The following is a 23,858-nucleotide window of genomic DNA, read 5'->3' as shown; positions in this document are numbered from 1 at the left end:
GGCCAGCTGAAGCTGGGAGAACGAACTGGGGGGGGACACGGGGGGACACCGGCTCCAGATCCGCTGCACAAACCCCAAACCCCCTTCGCCCCAAGGAACACCCAGGCGGTCATGTGCCGGATCGGCAAATGCGGGATCTGTCCGAACGCCCCGAGATCCGAGTCCCAGAGTAAATAAAATAGAAGGTCAGGCTCACTGTTATTGATGCAACCAGGCAAAATAAAGTCAGGAATAATATTGTTGACTCGAATTAAATAGAAAGTCAGGCTCACTGTTATTGACGCCGCGATTTCACTGCAACCCCTGCAACCCGGCACCCTCCATCCCACGAATCCCGACCAGGCGCGGTGGATGATTTCGTGTCGCTGGTCGTCAACAATACAATACAATGCCTGGCCGTATAAAATAGGAGTCAACAATAACAGGAGCCACTCGTCTCGTTGGGGAGGTCCGGTCAATTATATTATGCCGGCCATTGTAAACTCAGAGGGGCACCGACGATCGGGGAACGGGCGGTACGCATTCGGTCTTGGTTGGGGGGGGTGGTTCACCTGAACGTCACGGAACGGTCGCGGGGCTGTGACGTGCGGCGGGCGTGCTGACGGGTGGCGGTTTGGATCATGACGACGCGAGGAGAGGACTGGGACCGGAGGAGGAAACGTGTCCGGATCAGGACGCGGGGATTTCGACGTGACCGGGTTCGGGGCGGGTGGATGGGGGTGGTCGTGGTGGCTGTGATGGCGACGATGGGGCTGAAGGCCCAGCCGCCTGCGAGGTTGGATCCCGCGTTGCCGGACTATGAACGGGTGGCGGGGGTGTCGGGGACGTTGACGTCGATCGGGTCGGACACGTTGAACAACCTGATGGCGTTGTGGGCGGAGGGGTTTCAGGCGGTGTATCCGAATGTGAAGATCCAGATCGAGGGGAAGGGGTCCTCGACGGCGCCGCCGGCCTTGATCGAGGGGACGGCGCAGGTGGGGCCGATGAGCCGGGCGATGAAGGGGACGGAGGTGGAGGCGTTCGAGCGAAGGCACGGCTACCGGCCGACGGAGATCCGGGTGGCGATCGATGCGCTGGCGGTGTTTGTGCACCGGGATAATCCGATCGGATCGTTGAGCCGGCAGCAGTTGGACAGCATCTTTTCGAGCACGCGCAAGGCAGGCGGGGGCGCAATCGAACGTTGGGGGGACTTGGGGCTGGGCGGCGGATGGGCGCGGCTTCGACTGTCCCTGTATGGGCGGAACAGCGCGTCCGGCACGTACGGATTCTTCAAGGACGCGGCCCTTCGCGGCGGGGATTTCCGGGCGTCGGTCAAGGAGCAACCGGGGTCCTCGGCGGTGGTGCAGGGGATCGCCAACGATCTGGCCGGGATCGGGTATGCGGGGATCGGCTACCGGACGTCCGGGGTGCGGGCGGTGGCGTTGTCGGGCCGGGATTCAACGGCGTACGAGGCCACGGTGGAGAACTGTCTTTCCGGGCGGTACCCCCTGGCGCGGTTTCTCCATGTGCATGTCAACCGGCGTCCCGGTCAGCCAATGGACACGCTGACGGCGGAGTTCATCCGATTCATGCAGTCACGGCAGGGGCAGGAGGCGGTGGTGAAGGAGGGGTACTATCCGTTGCCGGCGTCGGTGGCGGCCGGGGAACTGGGGAAGCTGACGCCATGAAGACCGGGAGGCGATGGACGGCGTCGAGGTCGGTCTTGTGGATGGACGGGTTCATGAACCGGTTCATTCCGGTGGGCGGGATGGCGGTGATCACCGTCGTGCTGGGGATCTTTCTGTTCATCCTGTGGCAGGCGTTGCCTTTGTTCGGCGGGGCCCGGGTGGAGGCGCTGGGTTCGGTTTCCGTGCCCCCAGGGGACTACCGGGTGCTGGGCTTGGACGACAACGGCGAGCGGCCGTTTCTGGTCGAGGGTACAGGTCGGATCTGGTCGGTGGATTTCGCCGGGGGGGGCGGCGTGGAGGCAGTGGATCCGGGATGGGGGGACGGCGGAGAGATCACGGCCCTCCATTTCCGGGCGGCGCGGCAGGAACTGGCGGTGGGCACGGAGGACGGGCGGTGGTCCGTCGTGACCTTTTCCAATGAACCGGTGTGGGTCGGGGAACGGCGCGAGGCGCGGCTGACAGCGCGGGCGACTCCATGGGGACGGGTGGGGCCGGCGGGATCTGCGGTGCGGGCGTTGGGGTACGGGGACGGGGGCGAATCCAGGCTCATGGCGGCGATTAAGGAGGTGGAGGGTCGCACCGAGCTGCATGCGGTCAGCGTGGTGCAGGAGCGGACCCTGTTTGGCGAGGTGACGATGGAGATTCAGGAGGAGCATGACCTTTCCGCGAGGACGCGAGGACGGCTGGATCGGGTGCTCGTCGATGGGCAGGGAGAGGGGATGGTGGTGTCGAACGATGAGGGCGAAGTCTTCTATCTTCTGCGGGAAGGCGGGGGATTCGGGTTGCGGCAGACGTTCCGGCCTTTTGGCGATCTGGCCGACCCGGGAATTGGATCGATGGAATTCCTGTTCGGGGATGCCACGCTGATCGTGACCGGGAGGAACGGGGAGAACCGGTTGTTCAGCTTGTACGTGGAGCCCGAGCGTCAGCAGCGGGAGTTCGGCTGGACGAAGACCTTTCCGGCGCTGGCGGGGCGCGCCGCATATGTTGTGTCGAGCCCGCGGAACAAGGCGTTCCTGGTGGGGCATGGGGACCGGGCGAGTCTTCGGTACGGCACGACGGAAGCGGTGCGTTGGGAGGCGACGCTGCCGTTCGAGCCGGTGCTGGCGCGGGTGGGTGGGCGGTATGACCGGCTGGTCTTCCTGGATGCCGAACATCGTCTGCATCTCCACGCGCTGAGGGATCCGCATCCGGAGGCGGGCTGGAGGGGGATGTTTGGAAGGTTGTGGTACGAGGGGGCGGATGGGTCCGGGCATGTCTGGCAGTCCACGGGGGGATCGGACGAGTACGAGCCCAAGCTGTCGTTGGTGCCGCTGTTGATGGGGACGGCGAAGGGGACGCTGTACGCGATGCTGTTCGCGACACCGATCGCGTTGCTGGCGGCATTGTACACCTCGCAATTTGCGCCGCCGGGACTGCGGCAGACGATCAAACCGGTGATGGAGATCATGGCCGCCCTGCCGTCGGTCGTGCTGGGGTTCCTGGCGGCATTCTGGCTCGCGCCCTTGCTGGAGACGCGGGTGCCTTCGGTGCTGTTGATGCTGGTGGGGATTCCGGCGGTGGCCGTGGCGATGGGAAAGGGACTGGAGAGCCTGCCAGCCCGATACCGGGCGCGGCTGTGTTCGGGGCGTGAGATTGCGGTATTGGCGCCGCTACTCGCCGGGGTGGCGTGGGGGTGCTCGGCCTTGGGACCGGTGATCGAGCGATGGTGGTTTGTGGTGAGCGATCCGGTCACGGGCGAGGCTTTGGCCGATTTCCGGCTTTGGTGGCCGGAGGCGGTGGGGGCGGCGTTCGAGCAGCGCAATGCGATGGTGGTTGGGTTCGCCATGGGATTCGCCGTGATTCCGATCGTCTTCTCGATTGCGGAGGATGCGCTTTCGAGCGTTCCGGCGACGTTGTGGAGCGGTTCCCTGGCGCTGGGAGCGAGTCGATGGCAGACGGCGATGAGGATCGTGGTGCCGACGGCGTCGGCGGGGATTTTTGCGGCGCTGATGATCGGGCTGGGCCGGGCGGTGGGGGAAACGATGATTGTGGTGATGGCGACGGGGAACACGCCGATCCTGGAGTGGAACCCGTTTTCGGGAATGCGGGCGCTTTCGGCGAACCTGGCGGTGGAACTGCCGGAGGCGCCGCATGGGGGAACCCTGTACCGGACCCTGTTTCTGGGGGCGATGGTCCTGTTCCTGATGACCTTCCTGATGAACACCGTGGCGGAGTTGCTGCGGCAGCGGCTGCGGGAGCGGTACCGACTGGTATGAAGACCTCGGTGGAACGCAGGTCGGGAAGCCCGGTGGGTGAAGTTTGGGTGTGGGTGTCAGCCATGGGACTGATGGCCGGGGTGGCGATGATTCTGCTGTTGCTGGGGCTGGTGGGGGTGCAGGGGGTTCTGGCGTTTTGGCCCCGCCGGGTGGTGACGATCACGCTGATGGAAGACGGGGAGGCGGTGGAGGCGGCGGGAATGGAGCAACTGGGAGGGGAGATCGTCCGGCGCCAGGCGAGGGTGGGTCCGGGGCAGACGGGGCGGGGCGGGGCGGGGGAGGAGTGGCACGTGTTCACGGGCAGCCGGGAGGTGTACGGGCTGGCGTTTCGTTTTGTGGATGGCGCCCGGGTGGTGCGGATGGAGCACCCCCTCGATGTGTGGCGATGGGAACGGCAGGCGCATGGGCCCGTATTCGGGTATCCGGTGCGGTTGGAGGGCGCCGGAGGCGAGACCGTGCCTGCTGGCGCCGCGAACTTCTGGGAGGTTCTCGAGAACCGACTCGAGGCGGTGGAACGGGATCGGCGACGGATCCGGCGTTTGGAAAAGGACGAGATCGGGGCGGTCAGCGGGGAGATGGAACGGCTGCGGCGTCGGCTGGCGGCGTGGTCGCTGCGGCACGGGGGGGATGCCGTGGAGAATGCGGAGGTGCGCAGGTGGCGGGAGCGTCAGAGCGACCTGGAGGACGCGTACGAACGGCTGGCGGCGGAGGCGCGGGAGTTGCGGGACCGGGTCGGGCAGAACCGGCTGGTGTACCGGCTGCTGACGGGATCAGAGCAGACCCTCGAGCTGGGGCAGTTGCGGGGGTACTACGCTCCGAACCGGCTCGACTTCGGAGGGCGTGTGACGCGGTTTCTGCATCGGGCCTGGGAGTTTCTCAGCGAGGAACCGCGGGAAGCAAACACCGGCGGGGGGATCTTTCCGGCGATCTTCGGCACGTTCATCATGACGCTGCTGATGAGCGTGGCGGTGATGCCGTTTGGCGTGGTGGCGGCCCTTTACCTGGGGGAGTACGCCTCGCGGGGGCCGTTGGTGGGCTGGGTGCGGATCGCGGTGAACAACCTGGCCGGGGTGCCCTCGGTGGTGTTCGGAGTCTTTGGACTGGGGTTCTTCGTGTACCTGGCCGGCGGCACGATCGACCAGCTTCTGTTTTCGGACCGGCTGCCGACACCCACCTTCGGGACGGGGGGGATCCTTTGGGCGTCGCTGACGCTGGCCTTGTTGACCGTGCCGGTGGTGATTGTGGCGACGGAAGAGGCGCTGGCGGCGGTGCCGAGGGGGGCGCGGGAGGGTTCGCTGGCGTGCGGGGCATCGAAGTGGCAGACCCTCCAGCGGATCGTGCTGCCGGCGGCGACGCCCGGAATTCTGACCGGGCTGATCCTGGCGATGGCGCGCGGGGCGGGGGAGGTGGCGCCGCTGATGCTTGTGGGCGTTGTGAAGCTGGCGCCCGATCTGCCGTTGAGCGGGCGTTTTCCCTTCGTGCATCTGGATCAGAAGTTCATGCATCTCGGGTTCCACATTTACGATCTGGGGTTTCAGTCGCCCGATTCGGAGGCGGCGCGGCCCATGGTGTTCGCCACCACCCTGCTGCTCATCCTGGTGGTGGTGGTTTTGAACTTCACCGCCATTGTCATTCGCGGGCGGCTGACGCGAAGGTATCGCGGCAGCGCGTTTTGAACCGGAAAGACCGTCCATCGTGAGCGAGACCGTCCCACCGAACCCGCCGGAGAATCCGGGCTCCGGGGCGCTGAACCGGCACGGACTGGAGGATGTGCCGTGCATCGAGATCGAGAGTTACGACTTCTTCTATGGGGCGGTTCAGGTTCTGCACGGGATCGACCTGCAGGTTGTGGACCGGCAGGTGACCGCGTTCATCGGGCCGTCGGGCTGCGGCAAGACCACGCTGCTGCGAAGCCTGAACCGGATGAACGATCTGATCGAAGGCGTGCGACACCGGGGCGACATCCGGATCCGGGGCGAGAGCGTGTATCATCCGCGGACCGAGGTGATCGCCCTGCGACGGCGGATCGGGATGGTGTTCCAGAAGTCGAACCCCTTCCCGAAGAGCATCTACGAGAACGTCGTGTACAGCCTGCGGGTGGCCGGGGTACGGGACCGCGGGGAACTGGATGCGGTGGCCGAGCGGAGCCTGCGGGCGGCGGCGTTGTGGGACGAGGTCAAGGACCGTCTGCACGCCAGCGCGCTGGAGTTGTCCGGCGGGCAGCAGCAGCGGTTGTGCATTGCACGGGCCATCGCCAACGAGCCGGAGATCCTGCTGATGGACGAGCCCTGTTCGGCGTTGGATCCACTGGCCACGGCGCGGATCGAGGAGCTCATCCTGAACCTGAAGCGGGACTACACGATCCTGGCGGTGACGCACAACATGCAGCAGGCGGCGCGGATCTCGGACCGCACCGCCTTCTTCTACCTCGGGCGACTGGTCGAGTTCGGCGAGACGCGGCAGATCTTCTCCAACCCGCGTCATCGGCAGACGGAGGCCTACGTCACCGGGCGGTTCGGCTGACGCCGCGGTGCATCGACGCATTCTCGGAGGGCCGGATCCGGGAGACCGGCGGAGGTTGACGGTGTGTTCGACAGGGGTTTTCCTGTTTCGCGTTATGACGAAACACGCGTCGCCATGCGGGAATTGATGAACATCACCGGGGCGCTGGCGGACGAGAGCCGGGTCCGGGCGTTGCTGGCGTTGCGGGGTGGCGAGTTGTGCGCGTGCCAGGTCATCGAACTGCTTGGGCTCGCCGGGTCCACGGTGTCGCGGCATCTGGCCGTGCTGCATCAGGCCGGGCTGGTGCAGATGCGGAAAGAGGGGCGGTGGGTGTATTACTCGCTTGCGGGAGGCGACGCACCGGCGCGGGTTCGGTCGGCCTTGAAGTGGATCTTCCAGGCTGCGGGGGAGGAGGCGCGCGTGGCTGAGGATGAGCGGGCGCTGGCACGGATTCTGAAGGTGGATCCGGTCGAGCTTTGCCGTCGCCAATGCAGGAGGTGAGTTGAAGAGGTGAAAGAATGGGGACTTGACTTCGGGGGAGGCGCCCGGGACTTTCCCAACATCCCTGAAGGCACGGTGCGCACGGCCCCACTGCCGTTGACGTTGGCGAATCCTGAACATTATGAAATCGAATCTTCTTTCCTGGAGGGGCGGCATCGCTGTCTGGATGGCCGTCGGACTGGTGTGGATGGGCGGGCTTGCCGGTGCGGCGGCGGCGAATCCTGCGGCCGTGCAGGCGGCGATCCAGGCACAGAACCGGAACACCCCGGCGCTGATGCGGTTGCCCGGGGTGGTGGGGACGGCGGTGGGACTCGACGTTCAAGGACAGCCTGAGATCCGGGTCTTCACGGAGTTTCCCGGGGTGGGCGGGATTCCTGCGCGCGTCGAGGGATTGCCGGTACGGGCCGAGGTGACCGGGATGTTCGTGGCGCGTCTGGACAGTTCGCCACGAGACATCTGGACGCGTCCGGTGCCGATCGGGGTCTCGACGGGACACCGTCAGATCACGGCGGGGACCCTGGGCTGCCGGGTGGTGGACAGCGAAGGAAACCTGTACGCGCTGAGCAACAACCATGTGTTTGCCAACAGCAACAATGCGTCCGTCGGGGATCCGTGGATTCTGGACGATGGGGACATTGTGCTGCAGCCGGGTCCGTACGACGGCGGGGTGTGGCCGACGGACAGGATCGGCTGGTTGTTCGACTTCGAGCCCATCCTGTTCGGGGGCGCGAACAACGTCATGGATGCGGCGATCGCGTACGCAGACTGTTCCGATGTCGGGTCGCACACTCCGGGGGACGGGTATGGGGCGCCCGGGACAGTTCCGGTGGCGGCCTCGTTGGGGATGGCAGTGCAGAAGTATGGGCGGACCACCGGGAGGACATTTGGGACGGTGGACGGGATCAACGCCACGGTGAACGTCTGCTACGAACTGCGGGGGCCGGTTCGATGTGTGAAGCTGGCCACCTTCGTCGGCCAGATCATCATCACGCCGGGGGCCTTCAGCGCCGGCGGGGATTCGGGCTCGCTGATTGTGACCCAGGATGAAAGCCGCTCTCCGGTGGGGCTGCTGTTTGCCGGCAGTTCCGTAAGCACCATCGCCAATCCGATCGGGCCCGTGCTGGCGCGATTCGGTGTGACGGTGGACAACACGACCGGGTGCGATCCGGGGGGGGACGATGATCCGCCGGTAGAGGAGAACGATCCTCCGGTGGTGGGAATCCAGAGTCCCGGGGACGGCGGGGTCTTTGCTTACAACGCCATCATCACCTTCTCGGGCAGCGCCATGGATCCTGAAGACGGCAATCTTTCGGGGTTGCTGCAGTGGACATCGAGCGTTCAGGGAGAGATCGGAGCGGGCGGCGGGTTTTCGCGATCGCTCGATGCGGGCCTCCACACCATCACGGCGTCGGTGACGGACTCGGGCAATCTGACTGGGAGTGCCTCGGTGGACATCACCGTGGAGGCGCCACCCCCGCCGAGCGGCATCACGCTGACGGCTGTGGGGTACAAGGTGCGCGGGCGACAGAGCGTGGACCTGAACTGGAGCGGGGCTTCGGCGACGCATGTCACGCTGATCCGGAACGGGGTGACGGTGGGGAGCATTCCCAACACCGGTTCCTACACCGACAACCTCAACGCCGTGGGGGGAGGTTCCTACACGTATCAGGTCTGCGAGGGTTTGACCTGTTCGAACACGGCACAGGTGACGTTCTAGGAGGCGTCGCGGGACGGTCAGGGGGTGTCAACGGAATGGACGATTCGCCGTCGGCAGATCGGTGGGCACGGAACATGCCGCCGAGGTTACCGGAGTCGTAGGGAGAGGTGAACGTCGCGAAGCGTTGCCCCGGAGGGCCAGGTTCCATGGGGCCGCAACGGTGTGGAGCGTTGGGTTGAGGACTCGCGGAGCTCGTCCCTCCGATTCGCGCCCTCCTCACCCATGACTCCGGGACGCACCGGACCTGCCGGCCGCGGCGTGTTTTGTCTGGTCAAGAAGTGTGGCGGCGCAACATCCTCCCTCCCGGCATGGGAGGGCGGAGCACCAACAGCACGTTGACGACGGTTCGGGACCTTGTGGTGGCCAATCGTCTGGGCATCCATGCCCGCCCGGCGGCGATGTTCGTGCGGATTGCGAGCCGGTTTCACAGCGAGATCCTGGTGGAGAAGGACGGCGAGCGGATCAACGGGAAGAGCATCATGGGGTTGATGATGCTGGCGGCGGGGCCGGGGAGCCGGTTGCGGCTGATGGCTTCCGGGGAGGATGCCCAGGATGCGTTGCGGGCGCTGGAGGAGTTGGTGACGGTGAGAAAGTTCGACGAGGAATAGCGGGCTGCTATCCTCGGCGCCGTGGCGGAAGAGATCTCGCTCGATGACCTGAGCCAGCGTGTTTGGGACGGTGCCCGGATCGGGACGGAGGAGGCGTTGGCGCTGGCAACGCTGCCCCTCGAGGAACTCGGCGCACTGGCGCAGCGCCGGCGGCACCTGGTGCGGCACGGGCTGCATGGGGGCAGGGGCGACGAGGTGGTCACCTACATTGTGGACCGCAACGTCAACTACACGAACGTCTGCAATGTGTATTGCAAGTTCTGCGCGTTCTGGCGGACGGAGAAGGACGCCGATTCGTATGTGATCGGGCTGGAGGAACTGGATCGGAAGATCGAGGAGACGATCGCTCTCGGGGGAACGCAGATCCTGCTTCAGGGGGGGCATCACCCGAAGCTCACCAAACAGTGGTACCTGGATTTGCTCGGCCATGTGCGGGACCGGTTTCCGGGGTTCAACATCCATGGGTTCAGCCCGAGCGAGTTCATTGCCTTCTCGGAGTTCTTCGGAGAGCCGGTGGAGAGGGTGCTGACGGACTTTGTGGGCGCCGGGCTGGGAAGTGTTCCCGGCGGGGGTGGGGAGATCCTGGTGGATTCGGTCCGCAAACGGATTGCGCCCCTGAAGGCGATGACGGCGGACTGGATGGGCGTGATGGATTCCGCCCATCGGCTCGGTCTGGCGAGCACGGCGACGATGATGTTCGGGCATGTGGAGACGTTGGAGGATCGGGTGCGGCACCTTGAGGTTGTCCGCGCCCAGCAGGATGCGTCGCTGGGGCGGTTGGACCTGGAGGGGAACACCCCGATGGCGCGGGCGGCGGCCTACGGTCGTTCCCTGGAGCAGGGAACGCTGCGGGGCGGGGCGTTCACGGCGTTCATCGCGTGGACCTTTCAGCCGGACAACGCGGTGCTGAAGGCGCCGACCGTGGGGGCGCACGAGTACCTGCGGATGCAGGCCCTGGCCCGGATCTACCTGGACAACGTCCCGTCGGTACAGAGTTCCTGGGTGACGCAGGGGCAGGAGATCGGGCAGGTGGCCCTGACCTACGGTGCCAACGACCTGGGCAGCATCATGATCGAGGAGAACGTCGTCAGCGCGGCGGGGACGACGCACCGCATGGGCGTGGCGGACATGACACGGCTGATTCGAGACCTCGGCTACGAACCCCGCCAGCGGGACAACTGGTACCGGTTGGTGCCGGCCGGGTGAAGGGTCGGGGTTCGAGCGGTGCATCCGGGAGTTGTGGGGAGAGGTGCGAACTCCGCCAGGCGGCGCTTCGGAGGGCCGGGTTCCACGAGGCCGCAAGGGTGTGGAGCGTTGGGATGAGGACTCGCAGAGCTCGTCCCTCCGATTGGCTGGCTCCTCACCCACAACTCCGGGATGCACGGGGGTTCGAGCCGAGGTTCAGTTGGGGGTTGTGTGCGGGGGACGGGACTGGCAGAAAGCGCTTGGACACCCGACGGATCTGACATCTCAAACCCGAACCGAAGCCACGCCGAGCCATGGAACGAACAGTCACCGGCGACGATTCGCTTCAGACGCGCGCCAGCCTGTTGGTGCGGCTCCGGGACTTGGATGATGCCGAGAGCTGGAACCAGTTTTACCGGACCTACGAACGAGCGGTCCGGGGGTTGGCGCGGAAGCGGGGCCTGACAGACGCCGAGGCGGAGGAGGTGGCGCAGGAGGTTTTCAAGCGCATCGCCGAGACGATACACGGCTTCCAACCGGCGTCCCGGTCCGGTTCCTTCCGGCGCTGGCTCTATCAACTCGCCCGGTGGCGGACCGAAGACAAGATCCGGGAGCGCGGGCGACTGGTCATGGAGCCGATCGGCGATCCCACCACCGGCAAGGATCCGTTGGTCCAGCGCATCGCTGCGCCGGACGACATCGAGGAGAGCCTCGAGGCGGATGCCCGGCGCCAGTTGATTCATGTCGCCCTCGAACGGCTGAAGCGGAAGGTGAATCCGCGCGATCTCCAGATTTTTCAGCTTCTCATCGTCGAGGAATGGCCGGTGACCAAGGTGGCCCGGTTCTTCCGCATCCTGCCGCCCTCGGTGTACGTGGTGCGGCATCGCGTCGGCCGGATGCTGCGGGCCGAACTCGATGCCATCGAGCGGGACCTTCAACGCGGCGCCCGGGAATCTTGAGCGCCGCGTGAGCCGCCACGCCTCATACCCGCCGCCGCCCGACATCCCCGACTACACCCTGCTCAAGCCCATCGGCCGGGGCAGCTATGGCGAAGTCTGGCTGGCAAGGAGCGTTACCGGCGTCTTCCGGGTCATCAAGGTCGTCCGACGCGACCGCTTCGAGGACGCCCGACCGTTCATGCGCGAACTGGAGGGCATCAGCCGCTTCCAGGCGACGGTGTCGGGACGGCCGCGTCAGCTCGCCCTCCTGCATGTCGGGCGCAATGAGGCCGCCGGTTATTTCTACTACGTGATGGAGCCGGCCGATGATGCCGAGTCGGGCTCCGAGATCGATCCCGACCGCTACGTTCCGCTCACCCTGAAGGAGTTGTTCACCCGGCGCGGACGCCTGCCTGCCACCGAATGCGTCCAGCTTACCCTTGAACTCGCCCGCGGCCTCGCCGTCCTGCATGAGGCCAACCTTTCCCACCGCGACATCAAGCCTTCCAACATCATCTTCGTCCAGCGGGTGCCCAAGCTCGCGGACGTCGGACTGGTCGCCGACAACGAGGCCACCATGACCTGCGCCGGCACGCCCGGCTATGCCCCGCCCGAGGGGGCGGGTTCGCCCGCCGCCGACATCTACAGCCTCGGCAAGGTCCTCTACGAACTGGCCACCGGACTCGACCGGATGGAGTTTCCCCGCCTTCCATCGGACCTCCCCGACGGACCCGATGTCGCCCTCCTCGGGGAAATCAACGCACTGGTCCTTCGCGCCTGCCATCCGGACCCCACGAGGCGACAGCAGTCCGGGCAGGCGCTCGCCCGGGAACTCGAATTCATCCAGGCGGGCCGCTCGGTCGCCTTCTACGAGGGATTGCGAAAGCGCGTCCGCGCCTTCGCCCTCGCCGCCGGCACGGTCACGCTGTTGACCTCCCTGGTTGCCGCCCTGCTCGTCTGGCGCTCCGGCATCCTGGAACGTGCCAACGACGCCACCCGCCGCGCTCTCTATCGCTCCGATCTCGCCGTCGCCCAGCTCGCCATGGCCAGCGGCGATCTCGGCCGCGCCCGCGCCGCGCTCCAGCGTCAGATTCCGGAACCCGGCCAGACCGACCTGCGCGGCCTCGAGTGGGACATTCTCACCCGCGAGGTTCGTGGCGAAGGCACCCCCCTGCCGTCCCTCACCAACGGCGTTGCCGTCCGCAAGATCGTCGTCGATCCCACCGGCCGCCGTGCCGCGGCCAATTTCGCCGACAACCGGGTCGCCGTCTGGGATCTCGAAACGCGCCAGATCACCCACCAGTTCGAAAACGTCCAGGTCCTCGGCGGCTTCTCGCCCGAAGGCTATCTCGTCGTCGATGAACCCACCCGCGCCCTCCGCTTCGAAGACCTCGACGCCCCCCACCCCCATACCCAGCGCCGCGTCGAGACGGGACAAAGGTTGGTGGCATACTTGAATGATGGGAGAATCGTAGTGCTCTCCAGAGAAGGAGACTTGGTCCTGTCTGCCTTAAACATTCTAACGGGACGAGTTGACGGACAATTCAACATCAACGCACGGTATCCTGACTTTGTTATTTCCGCGATCGATGTTTCACCAGACGGAAGGCGTATAGCGGTTGGGCTGCTTAAAGAGGCAGGAGCAGCTCGGAAACGAATCTTAGTCTCATTGGATCTAGAGGCAAATGTGGTGTTGTGGGATAAAGTCGTTGATGGGCGCATTATTTGGGTAAAAGCCGCTCCTGATGCTGAGCATTTTTCTGTCAATATTGGAGGGCTAACACCGAGAATTTATAGCTACTCGGCGAATAGACCAAATGTCCCGTTAGTGGGACATACGTCTAGGGTGCAAGATGCTGCCTACTCCTGGATGGGAGACTTGTTTGCTACTGCTGGAGCAGATCAGGCAGTGCGAGTGTGGAGCGTTGATTCAGGCGAGTTGGTGAGTACACATAGAGGACTAGGAAGACCAGTTATAAGCCTCGATTGGCTGCCTGATGGCAAGAGACTAGTCGCTGGAGATGATCTCGGAAACTTCCACATCTTCGATATCCCCTCTACAGAGCCTCCTGACATATACAGCGGTGCATATGCGGATGTGCATGGAGATATCACTTTTGATCCGACGGGAGCACTAATTGCTGTAACTGAAAGCACGAATAGGGTAGCGCTGATTTCTGCAGATGATCTGACTGCAAAAGTGCCGGTTGATGGAATGTTTCAGCCGATCACGTTTTCAGGAGATGGAGAATTAATATTTGGATTTGCAATGGATTGGTCTGTACTCTCATTTTCTCGGATTAGCGGAGAGTTCACCAAGCTTAAAGTACGTCCGCCAGAGGAATTCTCGGTGAATTCATGGACCGTTTCGGAGGCCGAAGGGCTCGTTGGTCTAGCGGGGGGCGATGGTCGGGTTTGTATTATCGATTTGACGTCTGCAAGCCTTGTTACCTTAAAAGAATCAGACTCTAAGGCGATTTGGGGTCTCGCATTCGCGCCAGGATCAGCGGAACTTTGGACGGGATCGGAAGCTGGTGCAATTCGGCGTTGGAATGCGAGGACTGGTGCTTGGCTTGAGAATGTTTGTGATATAAATGAGGATCTGCAAACAATCGCACTATCTGCCGATGGAAAATGGTTGGCAGTTGGGATTTTCGGTGATTCAAGCATCAAAATCTGGGATCGCATCAAGACTAGGTGGGTGGCCAAGCTCTTTTCGCATCGAAGATTTGTCTCTTCACTGGTGTTCAGCAAGGACTCGAGGCGGCTAATCTCTGGGGGCGTCGATGGTAGGGTTGTGCTTTGGCGAGTTCCGGAGTTTGAAGAGGTTGCAGCGTTCGAGGTTGATCAGGCTGATAATCCTACAGGAGACGAGGGGGTATCAATCCTTCGCCTTTCGCCAAATGAAACTGCTTTGGCAGCGCTAACAGAGGACGGCCGAGTGCGCCTGTGGCGCACGCAAGGCACACTAGTTAGCCGTCCGTAGCATTGGAGATTGGGCTAGATTTCTTTGTGCCGGAATTTGCGCGACTTTCCAACCTAGACATTGAGCAATGCCTATATCGGCTCTGTTCCAGGCAAGCAGTATAGAGATGGGTAACTATATGCCCTACCTGGGGCAATCATTACTGTGCTCTTCTGGCATAGAAGGTCATCTCTTGTGGTGGGCTGCTGTAAGGTTCATCTCATCGAACGAAGTGAACTTCACCGAGGCGACCAGTTCCATTGCGGTCGATGTTTGCATCGTCGATAGTTCCAGCTATGGCGGAAGTGCCAAGCTCCTCATGCGCTCGGGCACTTGAAGGTGGAGTGCTAAAGCCGAGTTGGGTAAACAGGTGAATGATGATAATTATCAGCTCCATAATTTTCGTAGTTGATGGTACTCGATAAGGAATTCCGGATCAATGAGGAATTCAAGATTACTCTAATCAGGCTATTCCCTTAGTTGGTTGCATTCAGCAGGGAAAGCGGTGGAGGATGTGATGATTGCTGCGGGAATTCGTCGCCTGTGGAACGGGTTGGGCTTGTTGAAGTGCTAAGAGTTGATGAAGTCATGAATAAAAGCCGTTCTTATGATCGATGAGTGTAATTGAAATGGCTGTGTGAATATTGTGGAATGAAAGTGATCGACCGTGGAATGAGTACTTTTTGTATAAGTGAGGTAGGGATTGCGGTAGAAACCCGGTGGTGCCAAGTGTGATTTCAGCGGACTACGGGGTTGCGATTAGGAAATTCTCCTGCGATAAGCTCTTTGCGTAGGGCATTTGCACAATTTGGATTGGGCGGACACTGGATCGGATCAGCGGCTGGAAGGCGGTGTGAGCCATTGGTCGAGGCGGCGGCGGTCGCGTTTGGTGGGGCGGCCGGTGCCATGGGGGCGTTGGGGGGATGGGGAGGCGGTGGGGCGTGCCTGTTCGAGGGCTTCGGGCGGGGTAAGGTCTTCGAGGAATTCGGGGAGACGGGCGGCGGCGAGGCGGCGTTCCGGGAGGGCGCGGATACGGAGGGTGCGGGTGAGAGGGCCGGAGCGGACGGAGAGGGTATCGCCCACGCGGACATCGCGGGAGGGTTTGGCGGGGTGATCCTGGATGCGGATATGTCCGTTGCGGCAGGCTTCGGCAGCCTGGGAGCGGGTCTTGAAGCAGCGGGTGGCCCAGAGCCACTTATCGATGCGCAGGAGGTCCGGCATGGGAGGGAGGTTGAGGGGGGATGGGGAAGGGTGCAAGGCGAGGGGGGCAGGGGACGGAGGACGGAAGGTGGAGGACGGAAGGCGGAGTGTGAGGGTGGAGGTGGGGCTGGATTTTGGGGAGGGGAGGGCGGCAGGATGGGGAAATGATCCGAGCGCGAGAGATGGGAATGGGGCCATGGAGCCGGCGACTTGCGGGACTTGTGGTGTGGGTTGGGGTGGGGTTGGGGATGGGGCCATGGGGTGCTTTTGGGGCGGAGCGGTTGGAGGTTCGGGACGGGGACCGGGTGGTGTTCCTGGGGGACACGTTTTTCGAGCGGGAAGGGGTGTACGGATCGATTGAGGCGCGGTTGACGGCGGCGTATCCGGACCGGCGGGTGGTCTTTCGGAATCTGGCCTGGGCGGCGGACACGCCGATGGGGCGGTCGCGTGCGAGTTTCGACTGGAACAAGCCGGGGGAGGAGTGGTTGAAGCGGGTGCGGGAGCAGGTGGCGCTGGTCCGGCCGACGGTGGCGTTGTTGAGCTATGGGATGACGGCGGCGTTGGAAGGGGGGGAGGGAGGGGTTGCGGGGTTTCTGAGGGAGATGGGGTTGCTGATGGACACGGTGGAGGCGGTGGGGGAGGGGAGGGTGCGTTTCGTGGTGGTGGGGCCGATCCAGCAGGCCGGGGAGAGACCGGATTCGGAGCGGACGCGGGCGTTGGAGGCGGTTTCGCGGGGGTTGGAGGGACTGGCTGGGGAGCGGGGGGCGGTTTATGTGGACGGGCTGGGGCTGTCGCGTCCGCTGACGCGGATGCCGTGGAACGGGTACGAATCGCCGGTGGTGCTGAACGAGCGGGGGCATGCGTATGTGGCATCGGGGATGGTGCGGGCGTTGACGGGGAGGGCGGTGACGGGGGAGCGGGAGGAGGGGATGGCGTTGTTGGAGGAGGCGATCCGGCACAAGAACGAGCAGTTCTTTCACCGATGGCGGCCGGCGAACTGGACGTACTTGTTTGGGTTTCGGAAGCACGAGCAGGGGCGGAACGCGGTGGAGATCCCGAAGTTCGAGCCGCTGGTGGAGGAGTGGGACGGCCGGATTGCGACGTTGCGGGATGTGCGGCGTCCGGACCCGGCGACTCGAAGCGAGGTGGAGGCATGGACGGCGCGGGCGCGGGCAGGGGGAGAGCATGCGGGGCGGGGCGATGGCGGGGCGGAGGGATTCCGGCCGCAGGGGGTGCCGAACTTCGAGGTGCATCCGGGGTACGAGGTGACGCTTTGGGCGGAGAACCCGCAACTGTTCAAGCCGATCCAGATGAACTGGGATCCGCAGGGACGGTTGTGGGTGGCGAGTTCGAGGATCTACCCCCAGATCCGGCCCGGGCAACCGGCGGAGGATGCGGTGGTGGTGCTGGAGGACACGACGGGGGACGGGCGGGCGGACCGCTCGACGGTGTTTGCGGAGGGGTTGGTGATTCCGACCGGGGTGGTGCCGGACGGGAAGGGGGGGTGTTATGTGGGGGCGAGCCACGAGCTGCTGCACTTGGAGGATGGGAATGGGGACGGGCGGGCGGACCGGCGGAGGATTGTATTGAGCAGTTTCGGGACGGAGGACACGCATCACAATCTGCATACGCTGCGGTGGGGGTACGACGGGCATCTGTACATGAACCAGTCGATCTACACCCATACGCACATCGAAACGCCGCACGGGGTGCGACGGCTGAACTCGGGGGGGATCTGGCGGTTCCATCCGGAGACGTGGCAGCTTGATGTGTTCACGAGGGGTGCGTGCAATCCGTGGGGGCACCACTGGGATCGGTACGGGAATCACTTCTTCACGGACGGGGCGGGGTTCAAGGGGGTGTACCAGGCGATGGAAGGGGCGACCTATTTCACGTATGCGAACATGCGCCGGGAGGCGGAGAGCATCAGTCCGGGGACCTACCCGAAGTTCTGCGGGTTGGAGGTGTTGCAGAGCCCGATGTTTCCGGCGGAATGGCAGGGGCAGCTGGTGACGTGCGATTTCCGGGCGCACCGGATTGTGCGGTTCGGGTTGCAGGAGGTGGGATCGACGTTCCGGACGGTGGAGATGCCGGATCTGCTGCGGACGACGGACGTGAGCTTCCGGCCGATCGACGTGCGGATGGGACCGGACGGGGCGCTGTACATCGCGGACTGGAGCAATCCGATCATCCAGCACGGCGAGGTGGATTTCCGGGATCCGCGCCGGGACAAGGAACATGGGCGGATCTGGCGGGTGGCGGCGACGGGATCGCGTCGGGCAACGCGGGAGGTGGATCTGGGCCGGTTGAGCACGGTGGAGCTGCTGGAGCGGACGTTGTCGGCGAACGGATGGGAACAGGAGCAGGCGCGGGTGGTGTTGCGGCACCGGAACGCGGACGAGGTGCTGTCGGCGGCGGAGTCATGGCGGCGGGGGCACCGGGATCCGCGGGCGGCGTTGGAGGCGGTCTGGCTGGGCGCGGCGTTCCGGCGTCCGTCGTGGGAAGGGATGGCGGGTCTGGCGGGGTCGGAGGATGGGCGACTCAGGGCGGCGGCGGCGCGGCAACTGGGGCGTTGAGGGGGCGGGTTGGGGAAGAGATTTTCGTTTCGCGCGAGAACCGGCTGGCGGGCGTGTTTCCGTGCCGGTTAGCATGCTGCGCGGAAGCTGGAACCCAGGATGAACACGCTTGCTCGAATTGAACTCGAAGGCCGGACGTACGAACTCCCGACGGTCCGGGGCTCGGAGGACGAGCGGGCCATCGATATCGCGTCGCTGCGGAAGGAGACCGGTTACATCACGCTGGACGACGGGTATGGGAACACGGGTTCGTGCCGGAGCGCGGTGACGTTCATCGACGGGGAGAAGGGGATTCTGCGATACCGGGGCATTCCGATCGAGGCGTTGGCGGAGCATTCGTCGTTCGTCGAGACGGCATTTCTCCTGATCTACGGGCATCTGCCCAAGCGGGACGAGATCCGGCGGTTCTCGGATTTGCTGACCGAGGAGGCGGTCCTGCACGAGGACATGAAGCATCACTTCGAGGGGTTCCCGGCGCAGGCGCACCCGATGGCGATTCTGTCGGCGATGATCAACGCCAGCAGTTGCTACTATCCGGGGTTGATGGGCCGGGTGAACCGGGAACGGTTCGAGGTGCATGCGGCGCGGTTGATTTCGCAGGTGCGGACGATTGCGGCCTTTTCGCACCGGAAATCGCGGGGGATGCCGATCATCTATCCGAATCCGGCGTACAAGTACACGGCCAACTTCCTGCACATGATGTTCTCCCAGCCGTACCGGGAGTACGAGTTGAAGCCGGAGATGGTGCGGGCGCTGGACCTGATCTTCCTGCTGCATGCGGACCACGAGCAGAACTGCTCGACGGCGACGGTGCGGATGGTGGCCTCGAGCGAGGCGAACCTGTTCGCGAGCGCGGCGGCGGGGGTGTGTGCACTCTGGGGGCCGCTGCACGGGGGGGCGAACCAGATGGTCATCGAGATGCTGGAGCAGATCCGGCAGGGGGGCGACGACGGGCGCCGGTTCATCGAGGAGGCCAAGGACAAGAGCAGCGGCAAGCGCCTGATGGGTTTCGGGCACCGGGTGTACCGGAACTACGATCCGCGGGCGAAGATCATCAAGGAGGCGTGCGACCGTGTGCTGGCGACCCTGAAGATTTCCGATCCCCTTCTGGATATTGCCAAGAGGCTCGAGGAGGCGGCGCTGAGCGATTCGTATTTTGTGGAGCGGAGGCTCTATCCGAATGTGGATTTCTACAGCGGCATCATCATGCGTGCGTTGGGCATCCCCACGGAGATGTTCACGGTGATCTTCGCCATCGGGCGGATGCCCGGCTGGATCGCCAACTTCAAGGAGATCCTCGATGATCCCAAGTCGCGGATCTACCGGCCGCGCCAGGTGTACATCGGGGCGACGCTTCAGGAGTACGTGCCCCTTGAACAGCGTGGGTGAGGGGAGCGGTGGAAGCCGGGAACGGGCGTTTCGGGAAAGGGCTTGCCGATCCCGGATGCGTTTCTATTCCGGGGTGAGGTTGGCGCGTTCGCGAACGGCTTCGAGCAGGCGTTCCCAGTGGGGACGGAGGAACGGCGGGGCGTTGAGGCTGTCGAGGGCGTAGGATCGGTCGGCGCGGGCGAGGTCGAGGACCGCGGTGATGCGTTCCTCCTGGTACCAGCCGGCTTCGGCGAGGGGCATGCCGTTGGGTTCGCGGATGAAGGACTGGCCGCTGGAGGTTTGGAGGCCGTCGGGCGACTGGCCCACGGTGTTGGCGACGCAGTGGAAGATGCGGGAATTGGGTCCGACCGGTTGCTGGGCGCGTCCGGAGGTCCGTTTCCAGATCACGGCTTCGACCTCGTCGGAACTGCAGGAGGGATGGAAGAGGATCCTGGCGCCGAGCATGGCCGGGAGGCGGTACAGTTCGGGGTGCCGGCCATCGCGGCAGATCACCAGGGTGCAGGGGATGCCGTCGATCTCGAAGAGGGACAGCTTGTCGCCGCCGCGGCAGTAGCGCTGTTCGTCACGGCCGGCCATGTGAACCTTGGCGTATTGGTGGACGATTTCTCCCTTGGGCGAGATGACGTGGGCGAGGTTGAGAAGCCGGTCCCGCGAGGGTTGGAGGGTGCCGGCAATCACCCATAGGCCGGCTTCGGCCGCGGCTTCGCGGGTTCGGTCGAGAGAGCGTTGGATGGCGTCCGGGGAGAGGCGGATGACCTCGGGGAAGTAGTATCCGGTAAGGTTGGCCTCGGGGAGGAGGACAACGCGGCTGCCCTCGGCGGCGGCGGCGCGGATATGGTGGAGGGTGCGGTCGAGATTGTGATCGAGGGAGCGGGCCCAGTGGAGCTGGACGCAGGAAACCTGGAGGGTGGCCGGCGGAGGCATGAGTCTGGATGTGGGGACGGACGCCGGTGCGGCGCGCGAGTGGGGGCTCAGGCGACGCCCATCAGGTGTTGCAGGACCATCTGGTCGAGATCCTGGTAGTTACGTTCGGCGATCAGCCCCTGGGCGGTGGATTCGTCGAAGGTGCGGGCCTTGGCGAGGAGGATTTCGAAGGTGCGTTTGCTGTTGACCAGATGGTGGACCCAATGTTCGGGCCGGGTGGTTCGGAAGGGATGGACATCGAAGGCCACGTAGGCGCCCTTCCTGGCGTACTGATTGCGCTCGAGGGCGCGGACCTGGTTGAAGGCGACCCGGAGATTGGCGCTGCCGAAGGGTTTATCCTGGTCGAACTTGAGCCCGTTCTGATCGTTGAGGTGGACAGACCAGAGTTTGCCGAAGGCGCAGGCGAAGTCGATTTCGTCGGCGGGATCGAGGCCGGCGAGGATGGCGTGGGCGCTTTCGATGAGGCAGCCGACGCGTTTGGGATCGGAGGTGAGTTGGGCGAGGGCGAGGGCGTGGCCGATGGTGGGGATGTAGGCCACGTCCATCGGTTCATTGGGCTTTGGTTCGATGGCGATGCGGACCTTCTTGTCGTGGGCCAGCATGGCGTCGATGGCCTCGACCAGGTAATCGACGCATTTGCGGGCGTTCTTGGATTCGCGGATGTAGGAGCCTTCGCGGGCGAGCCACAGGACCAAAAGGTTGGTGCCGACGGCCTTGCCGATGTCGATGCAGCGCTTGGAGCGATCGATGGCGTACTGGCGGCACTTGCGATCGTTGCTGGTGTAGGCGCCGTCGATGGTCATCGGGCTGAACCAGAGCCTGGGGGCGACGATTTCCGCGGCGACACCGGCGTCCCGGAGTCGCTTGCCCATTTCGCGAGCTTCCTTGGAAATCTGGATGTCCGACTTGGCATCGATGTCCGGGACGACATCGTCGTCGTGGAACATCATGGCATCGAAGCCGGCGTCCTTCAGTTGCTGGAGTTTCCAGCCGAAGGTCTGGGGTTGCCGGACCGGGGGGCCGTAGGGATCCTGGCCTTCGCTGAGATTCCAGGGACCGAAGCAGAAGCGGTACTCTTGGGACGCGGCCGTCATGTGTCTCGGGAGGGTACGAGAATCTGGCTGTGCGGTGTAGCGAATTTCGTGGGGTGCCTGAACTTGGCAAGTTACGCCTCACGCCTGGTGGATCGGAGGCATGCGGCGGGACGGAATTGGTGCCGTCGCCTGGAACTTCCGGGAAGTGGTGCCCCGGCCAGGACTTGAACCTGGAACCAACTGATTAAGAGTCAGCTGCTCTGCCATTGAGCTACCGAGGCGTGGCGGCCGGATGAAGAGCCGCGGCAGCGATGAAAACGGTTCCGGGAGGATGGTGGCAATCCAATTTTCCCAAATTTGCCCCAAGGTTGCAGTGCGGAATCCGGGGATACGGCGGCTTGCGGACGGGGGGACGGGGCGGCACGCTGCGCCGCTCGGTTGGCAATGCGCCTCAAGATCCTCCATCGCACCCGGTACCGGTATTCACAGCCGGTTTCGGAGAACTACAATGAGGTGCGGCTTCAGCCGGTGTCCGATGAGGGGCAGGAATGCCATGGGTACAGGCTGGTTACCGAACCGGTGGCGAAGGTGGAGCGGTACCATGATTTTCATTTCAATTTGGTGGACCATTTCTACCTGAAGGAACCGCACGGGGAACTGGTATTGGAGAGCTGTTCGGAAGTGACGACGCGGGCGCGGGCGGCGGATTCTGAGGTGCCTTGGTTTCCGGTGGCGCGTTTGGGCGAGTGCCAGCGGTTGGAGCGGTGTTACGACTTTCTACAGCCGAGCGAGTACGTGTCGTTGGGGGTCGAGGTATGGCGGGTGGGGCAGGACCTGGTGTCCGGGGTGGACGATGCATGGCAATTGGCCTTGCGGATCATGGGGCACATTCACGAGACGTTTGTTTACGAGGCGGGATCGACGACGGTATCGACGACGATGGAGGAGGCTCTGCGAGAGCGGCGCGGGGTCTGCCAGGACTTCGCGCACGTGATGCTGGGGTTGTGCCGTTCGACGGGGATTCCGGCCCGGTATGTAAGCGGGTATTTGCATGTACCGGCAGGGACAGCGTTGAGGGGAGATCTGGCGTCGCACGCGTGGGTCGAGGTGTATCTGCCGAGGCACGGGTGGATGGGACTGGATCCGACCAATAACCGGATGGCGGACGAGCACCACGTGAAGGTGGCGGTCGGGCGGGATTACGCGGATGCGGCACCGGTTCGCGGGAACTTCAAGGGGCGGGCTGAACAGACGATGACAGCCGAGGTGCGGATTGAGCCAGTCAAGGGAGTGGAGGATTGACGGCAACATGGGCGTTTCCCCCACGTTTCAGCTTCGCAATTCCCGACGATCCCGCCGCATATGCGGCCCCTAGCCCACCGCATCAACCCGAAGATCGCGCAGGACGGTCAACCCTGGGATCGGGGCGCCTCGAATGATCCGCGCGCCGCTCTTGCGTCGCTTCCCGAACTTGTCCCGGTGCCGCTCCCACATCTGGTTCACAAACTCCTTCGATCCCAGGAACACCCCATCGGTCATGTGCCGGATCCGTAACCGCAGGATCTGGCCCAGCGGCAGTTGTCCGCCCCGCGCCAGTTCCGCCCGGATCGCCTCCGGGTCCAGCACACGCTTGTCGCTCCGCCCTGACGTCCCGCCAATCACGTAAAGCGCCAGGCGATATTCTGCTGACGCCGCGCTCCAGTCGGTTGCCCCCAGAAATCCCATGATTCCGCGGCGGATGACTTTGTCGCCGGTGAGGGCGGCGGCGTAGCCGCAGAAGCGGTAGTCCTTGGGATCGTTGACCAGGCCGGCGCGGACGGGGTTGAGGTCGATGTAGGCGGCGATGGCGCGGAGGGTGCTGGTACAGTCTTCCACCAGGACACTGCGGAAGCGTTCGCCCCAGAGGTAGCCGGTGCGGTCATGACGGCGGTTGTACCAGCGGGAGAAGCGTTGTTTGAACTCCTGGAGGAAGATGGAGAGGTCGGCGATGCGGGAGAGGACGGATTGGCGGATGTCGTCGGGGATGGGTTGGCCCTTATTGAGGGCGGCGCGGGCGAGGGAGGGAAGGGTGGCCTTTGGGCCGTAGAAGTCCTCGAGTTTGGCGAGGATGACGTCGTCCGGGATGGAGTCCGGGAGGGGCTTGGGCGGGACGCGGATGAGGAGATGGAAGTGGTTGGACATCATGCAGAAGGTGATGATGTCGATGTCACAGAAGCGGGCGAGGTGGTGGAGGATGTTGAGGAGCTTGTGCTTGGCGGAGTCGTCGAGGAGGGGAAGGCGGCCGGCGACGCGGGACATGCAGTGATACGTCGCCGGGAGGGTGGGGTCGGCTGTGATGCGGGGGGTTCTCATGGGTAGTTGAGGGAAGGACGTGATTGAGGGTGCGATATGCGG

At 64.1% G+C, this 23,858-nt stretch carries 17 protein-coding genes and 1 tRNA gene; 13 read left to right on the top strand and 5 right to left on the bottom strand.

Annotation, left to right across the window (positions count from 1 at the left end; translation table 11 throughout):
* Positions 1 to 713: 713 nt before the first annotated feature.
* From KF833_12775 to KF833_12730, 10 genes are all read left to right on the top strand, one after another.
* On the top strand, positions 714 to 1,667 hold the full coding sequence (locus tag KF833_12775; GenBank protein ID MBX3746171.1) for a phosphate ABC transporter substrate-binding protein: 954 nt from the start codon (positions 714 to 716) through the stop codon (positions 1,665 to 1,667).
* A complete protein-coding gene (locus KF833_12770) occupies positions 1,664 to 3,925 on the top strand; it encodes an ABC transporter permease subunit (protein ID MBX3746170.1) in 2,262 nt (753 codons plus the stop codon). Before KF833_12775 ends, KF833_12770 begins: the two co-directional genes overlap by 4 nt.
* Positions 3,922 to 5,601: a phosphate ABC transporter permease PstA gene (gene pstA / locus KF833_12765; GenBank protein ID MBX3746169.1), complete on the top strand. Its 1,680-nt coding sequence runs from the start codon at positions 3,922 to 3,924 to the stop codon at positions 5,599 to 5,601. Before KF833_12770 ends, pstA begins: the two co-directional genes overlap by 4 nt.
* Before the next feature lie 70 nt (positions 5,602 to 5,671).
* Entirely contained in the window at positions 5,672 to 6,448 is a 777-nt protein-coding gene (gene pstB / locus KF833_12760) for a phosphate ABC transporter ATP-binding protein (GenBank protein MBX3746168.1), read from the top strand.
* A 114-nt stretch (positions 6,449 to 6,562) separates the two neighbouring features.
* The gene (locus KF833_12755) at positions 6,563 to 6,928 is read left to right on the top strand and encodes a helix-turn-helix transcriptional regulator (GenBank protein MBX3746167.1); all 366 of its coding nucleotides are present in this window, start codon (positions 6,563 to 6,565) and stop codon (positions 6,926 to 6,928) included.
* Between the two features lie 121 nt (positions 6,929 to 7,049).
* Positions 7,050 to 8,645, top strand: a complete 1,596-nt coding sequence (locus KF833_12750) for a hypothetical protein (GenBank protein ID MBX3746166.1) — start codon at positions 7,050 to 7,052, stop codon at positions 8,643 to 8,645.
* A 308-nt stretch (positions 8,646 to 8,953) separates the two neighbouring features.
* Positions 8,954 to 9,253 carry an HPr family phosphocarrier protein gene (locus tag KF833_12745; GenBank protein ID MBX3746165.1) on the top strand — a complete coding sequence of 100 codons (300 nt, stop codon included), beginning with the start codon at positions 8,954 to 8,956 and terminating at the stop codon, positions 9,251 to 9,253.
* 21 nt (positions 9,254 to 9,274) lie between these two features.
* Positions 9,275 to 10,459: a CofH family radical SAM protein gene (locus KF833_12740; GenBank protein ID MBX3746164.1), complete on the top strand. Its 1,185-nt coding sequence runs from the start codon at positions 9,275 to 9,277 to the stop codon at positions 10,457 to 10,459.
* A 293-nt stretch (positions 10,460 to 10,752) separates the two neighbouring features.
* Positions 10,753 to 11,397, top strand: a complete 645-nt coding sequence (locus tag KF833_12735; GenBank protein MBX3746163.1) for a sigma-70 family RNA polymerase sigma factor — start codon at positions 10,753 to 10,755, stop codon at positions 11,395 to 11,397.
* Between the two features lie 7 nt (positions 11,398 to 11,404).
* Positions 11,405 to 14,362 (top strand): protein kinase, encoded by a 2,958-nt coding sequence (locus KF833_12730; GenBank protein MBX3746162.1) that lies wholly within the window; start codon positions 11,405 to 11,407, stop codon positions 14,360 to 14,362.
* Positions 14,363 to 15,175: 813 nt separating this feature from the next.
* Here the strand turns inward: KF833_12730 and KF833_12725 are convergent.
* Entirely contained in the window at positions 15,176 to 15,562 is a 387-nt protein-coding gene (locus KF833_12725) for an RNA-binding S4 domain-containing protein (protein MBX3746161.1), read from the bottom strand.
* A 143-nt stretch (positions 15,563 to 15,705) separates the two neighbouring features.
* Between KF833_12725 and KF833_12720 the strand changes: the two genes are divergently transcribed.
* Both KF833_12720 and KF833_12715 read left to right on the top strand, forming a co-directional pair.
* The gene (locus KF833_12720) at positions 15,706 to 18,117 is read left to right on the top strand and encodes a hypothetical protein (protein MBX3746160.1); all 2,412 of its coding nucleotides are present in this window, start codon (positions 15,706 to 15,708) and stop codon (positions 18,115 to 18,117) included.
* 99 nt (positions 18,118 to 18,216) lie between these two features.
* Positions 18,217 to 19,506, top strand: a complete 1,290-nt coding sequence (locus KF833_12715; protein ID MBX3746159.1) for a citrate synthase — start codon at positions 18,217 to 18,219, stop codon at positions 19,504 to 19,506.
* Positions 19,507 to 19,569: 63 nt separating this feature from the next.
* Here KF833_12715 and KF833_12710 read toward each other — a convergent pair whose 3' ends face one another.
* From KF833_12710 to KF833_12700, 3 genes are all read right to left on the bottom strand, one after another.
* Complete coding sequence (locus KF833_12710; GenBank protein ID MBX3746158.1) at positions 19,570 to 20,430, bottom strand: carbon-nitrogen hydrolase family protein; 861 nt, start codon at positions 20,428 to 20,430, stop codon at positions 19,570 to 19,572.
* Between the two features lie 47 nt (positions 20,431 to 20,477).
* On the bottom strand, positions 20,478 to 21,524 hold the full coding sequence (locus KF833_12705; GenBank protein ID MBX3746157.1) for a TIM barrel protein: 1,047 nt from the start codon (positions 21,522 to 21,524) through the stop codon (positions 20,478 to 20,480).
* A 146-nt stretch (positions 21,525 to 21,670) separates the two neighbouring features.
* Positions 21,671 to 21,745: transfer RNA gene (locus KF833_12700), tRNA-Lys, on the bottom strand.
* A 163-nt stretch (positions 21,746 to 21,908) separates the two neighbouring features.
* Here KF833_12700 and KF833_12695 point away from each other — a divergent pair.
* Positions 21,909 to 22,766, top strand: coding sequence for a transglutaminase family protein (locus KF833_12695; GenBank protein MBX3746156.1), 858 nt, complete (start codon positions 21,909 to 21,911; stop codon positions 22,764 to 22,766).
* A 69-nt stretch (positions 22,767 to 22,835) separates the two neighbouring features.
* Here KF833_12695 and KF833_12690 read toward each other — a convergent pair whose 3' ends face one another.
* Entirely contained in the window at positions 22,836 to 23,816 is a 981-nt protein-coding gene (locus KF833_12690; protein ID MBX3746155.1) for a transposase, read from the bottom strand.
* Positions 23,817 to 23,858 lie beyond the last annotated feature (42 nt).

It is taken from the genome of Verrucomicrobiia bacterium (assembly GCA_019634625.1).
Classification (GTDB): domain Bacteria; phylum Verrucomicrobiota; class Verrucomicrobiia; order Limisphaerales; family CAIMTB01; genus CAIMTB01.
This window is presented reverse-complemented; position numbering and strand designations above follow the sequence as displayed.

Excerpts from the sequence above, each read along its gene's own strand:
- KF833_12775 (MBX3746171.1), top strand. The coding sequence starts at position 714 with ATGGGGGTGGTCGTGGTGGCTGTGATGGCGACGATGGGGCTGAAGGCC.
- KF833_12770 (MBX3746170.1), top strand. The coding sequence starts at position 1,664 with ATGAAGACCGGGAGGCGATGGACGGCGTCGAGGTCGGTCTTGTGGATG.
- pstA (MBX3746169.1), top strand. The coding sequence starts at position 3,922 with ATGAAGACCTCGGTGGAACGCAGGTCGGGAAGCCCGGTGGGTGAAGTT.
- KF833_12755 (MBX3746167.1), top strand. The coding sequence starts at position 6,563 with ATGCGGGAATTGATGAACATCACCGGGGCGCTGGCGGACGAGAGCCGG.
- KF833_12750 (MBX3746166.1), top strand. The coding sequence starts at position 7,050 with ATGAAATCGAATCTTCTTTCCTGGAGGGGCGGCATCGCTGTCTGGATG.
- KF833_12745 (MBX3746165.1), top strand. The coding sequence starts at position 8,954 with ATGGGAGGGCGGAGCACCAACAGCACGTTGACGACGGTTCGGGACCTT.
- KF833_12735 (MBX3746163.1), top strand. The coding sequence starts at position 10,753 with ATGGAACGAACAGTCACCGGCGACGATTCGCTTCAGACGCGCGCCAGC.
- KF833_12725 (MBX3746161.1), bottom strand. The coding sequence starts at position 15,562 with ATGCCGGACCTCCTGCGCATCGATAAGTGGCTCTGGGCCACCCGCTGC.
- KF833_12720 (MBX3746160.1), top strand. The coding sequence starts at position 15,706 with ATGATCCGAGCGCGAGAGATGGGAATGGGGCCATGGAGCCGGCGACTT.
- KF833_12715 (MBX3746159.1), top strand. The coding sequence starts at position 18,217 with ATGAACACGCTTGCTCGAATTGAACTCGAAGGCCGGACGTACGAACTC.
- KF833_12710 (MBX3746158.1), bottom strand. The coding sequence starts at position 20,430 with ATGCCTCCGCCGGCCACCCTCCAGGTTTCCTGCGTCCAGCTCCACTGG.
- KF833_12705 (MBX3746157.1), bottom strand. The coding sequence starts at position 21,524 with ATGACGGCCGCGTCCCAAGAGTACCGCTTCTGCTTCGGTCCCTGGAAT.
- KF833_12695 (MBX3746156.1), top strand. The coding sequence starts at position 21,909 with ATGCGCCTCAAGATCCTCCATCGCACCCGGTACCGGTATTCACAGCCG.
- KF833_12690 (MBX3746155.1), bottom strand. The coding sequence starts at position 23,816 with ATGAGAACCCCCCGCATCACAGCCGACCCCACCCTCCCGGCGACGTAT.